General features: G+C 44.1%; 4 protein-coding genes. All 4 read left to right on the forward strand.

Annotated elements, in window-relative coordinates:
* Positions 1-88: 88 nt before the first annotated feature.
* Positions 89-721, forward strand: a complete 633-nt coding sequence (locus JX312_RS11395; RefSeq protein ID WP_204458076.1) for a TerD family protein — start codon at positions 89-91, stop codon at positions 719-721.
* Between the two features lie 8 nt (positions 722-729).
* Positions 730-1,353, forward strand: a complete 624-nt coding sequence (locus JX312_RS11400) for a TerD family protein (RefSeq protein WP_204458077.1) — start codon at positions 730-732, stop codon at positions 1,351-1,353.
* 12 nt (positions 1,354-1,365) lie between these two features.
* On the forward strand, positions 1,366-2,019 hold the full coding sequence (locus JX312_RS11405) for a hypothetical protein (protein WP_204458078.1): 654 nt from the start codon (positions 1,366-1,368) through the stop codon (positions 2,017-2,019).
* 86 nt (positions 2,020-2,105) lie between these two features.
* Positions 2,106-3,000: cation-transporting P-type ATPase (locus JX312_RS11410; protein WP_239653901.1), on the forward strand; the 895-nt coding region annotated here is incomplete at its 3' end.

Genomic DNA, 3,000 nt, shown 5'->3' on the forward strand with positions numbered 1-3,000 from the left:
CACAGTCTTCGGACTGTTTAACATTCATTCATAATCTCAAACCCTCTGACCCGTCAATATTTTTCAGGACGCCACAGTATAAACAACAATGGCAAAAAAATTCGACCTTTCAAAAGGAGAAAAATTCTCACTCGGCAAGGGTGACGAACTCTCAGCAATTCAGGTAGATCTGAATTGGAAATCGGGCGCAGATCTTGACGCATCTGCGTTCCTCCTTAACGATGATGGCGTTATAACAGAAGATGCCGACTTCGTTTACTACAAGTCAAACAACCGCTCCGAAGCTTATGACCGCACTAAATTCGGAAGTAAGAAGAACTGGCGTGACAATACCGTCCCTGTCAGCTTCGATGGCTCAGTAGTGGGTTCTGCTGATGACCTTGGTGATGGAGAAGATGATGGCGGTGAGGAAGCCGGTGAAACCATGCACGTTGACCTTTCCAAGGTTCGCCCCGAAATCACAGAAATAGTCTTCTGCGTAACCATTTACGATGAGGAAGGTAAAACAACATTCAAGAATGTTCGCGATCCTCAAATCGTTATCACAAACGAAGAAACTGGCGAAGAGCTTTGTTCCTACAATCTCAAAGAGCACTTCTCATCAGAGACAGCTGTAGTTGCTGGTGCTCTCGTTCTTAACGAATATGGAGACTGGGAGTTTGAGGCTATAGGTAAGGGCTACGATGGTGGCCTTCAAACCCTCGTTGACATGTACCAATAAAGTAAGCTATGGGTAAATTCAACCTTAAAAAACTCGATGGTGGCGATAGATTTGCCCTATCGAAAAGTCTTGGTCTCGACAATATCCGTGTCGAGCTGACATGGGGAAAAGGGGATTTAGACACGCAAGCATGGCTTCTGAACCTTGACGGAATCATTGTTAATGACGAGGGTTTCGTATTCTACAACTCTGTAAATCGTACTGAAAAGTTCGATCGCGCCAAATTTGGCAATAAGAAAAACTATCTTGATTCTACTCGTCCCATGAGTGCCGACGGAGCAGTCCTCGGAGCAAAAGACGAGATGGAAGGAGGTATTGAAACTATCAATATCTGTCTTAGCAATATAGCTCCTGAAGTGCAAGAAGTTGCAATTTCCGCAACCGTATACGTCCCCAATGATGATAATGTCGAGACATTTGGCGAGGTTGAAAACGCCAAGATTACTGTTATCGATGAAGAATCCGGCGAGGCCCTATGTTTCTACGAACTCAGCAAAGATTATAAATCCGAAGATGCACTCGTTGCCGCTCGCTTTATAATCAATGAGGAAGGCGAATGGGAATTTGAAGCAGTCGGGAATGGTTATAACGGAGGTTTGCAGACTCTTGTTGATATGTATACAGAAGAATAAAATTCATTCATTATGGCAAAACAAGACAAAAGCAAGTTCCAATTAAATAAAGGAACTGACCACGGCTTCGACATTTCAAAGGGTGGGAAACGTAAATTCGACCTCTCTAAGGATGACGATGAACCAGTAGTTGCTTCTGTAGCACAACCTCAACCAACAGATTCGGTTAATTCAGTTAATACGACCCCCAAACCAGCAAAGAAAAAGAATGGCAAGTGGCTTTGGGTAATACTGGCTATAATTGTTATCATTCTTCTTATTTGGTGGTTGTTCCCCGGAAAATCTACAGAATCCGCACCTATAGTTGAGGAAGAAACTATAGAGGAGGTAACAACACCCGCTGAAAATACTGAGGATGTGTCCAATGAAGCAGAAATTTCAGCCGGAGAAGATGCCGGAGAAGAAAACGCCAATAATGACGAAAGTTCTAATCCATCAGAGGCTGTTGTAAATACTCAAGAAACCACCCCTGCCGCTCCCCAAACCACTAATAATGTTGCCACTAACAATGCTCCATCTGTTGTTTCCAATGACGTTGAAGCAGAAGCTATAAAAGTTATTCGTGGCGAATATGGCATTGGACAAGAGCGTAAGGTTAAGCTTGGTAACTATTACGAAGCTATTCAACGCCGTGTTAATGAGCTGAAACGAGAAGGCGCATTTTGACGCAGCCTAACGTATCCTAATGGGTGAAGAGATTGAGTTTTACTTGACTTCTTCACCCTATTTCTTAAACAATACTTCGATATTATATGCCAAATAATCATAATTTTACAGGCTTAACCGATGCGGAAGTGTTGGAGAGTCGCAGAAAGAATGGCGTCAATATTCTGACGCCTCCCAAACAAGACCCTTGGTGGAAAGAGTTTTTAGATAAATTCTCCGATCCGCTGATTATTATCCTGCTGGTCGCAGGCGTGTTGTCCATCGGAATCTCATTTTATGAGTTTTTCGGACTTGGTCAGGACTGGAAAGTGTTTTTTGAGCCAATCGGTATTTTTGTTGCCATTGGTCTTGCTACGACACTTGCCTTCATCTTCGAGCAGAAAGCCAATAAAGCATTTAAGATTCTCAATCAGGTCAATGACGATGAGTTGGTTGAGGTGATGAGAAACGATTCAATGACCTCTATCCCCCGCAAGGATGTGGTGGTCGGTGACATCGTTATCCTCAATACAGGTGACGAGATTCCCGCCGATGGCGAGCTGCTTGATGCCGTAACGCTGAGTGTGGATGAATCGACACTTACAGGAGAGCCGATTTGCGCAAAGACCACCGACAAAGCACATTTTGACAAGGATGCCACCTATCCCTCAAACCATGTAATGCGTGGGACAAAGGTTATGGAAGGTCATGGCGTAATGCGTGTGCTAAAGGTGGGCGATGCTACCGAAATGGGTAAGGTATTTGAGGAAGCACAGATTGATGATTCAGTCAAGACTCCTCTCAATGAACAGCTTGATGGTCTCGCTGACTGGATTACAAATGTCAGCTACATCTTTGCCGGCCTCATAATCGTCGGTCAGTTGATTCACTTCCTTGGCTGGGGTGCATGGCAGGCATGGACGTTGGTAATCCCCGTGGCTCTGTTCTTCTGGCTCGTTATAAAGAAGTTTAAGGATTGGTCGAAGGGAAAATGTATTCTGA

The organism is Barnesiella sp. CU968, from assembly GCF_905219685.1.
GTDB lineage: Bacteria > Bacteroidota > Bacteroidia > Bacteroidales > Muribaculaceae > Lepagella > Lepagella muris_A.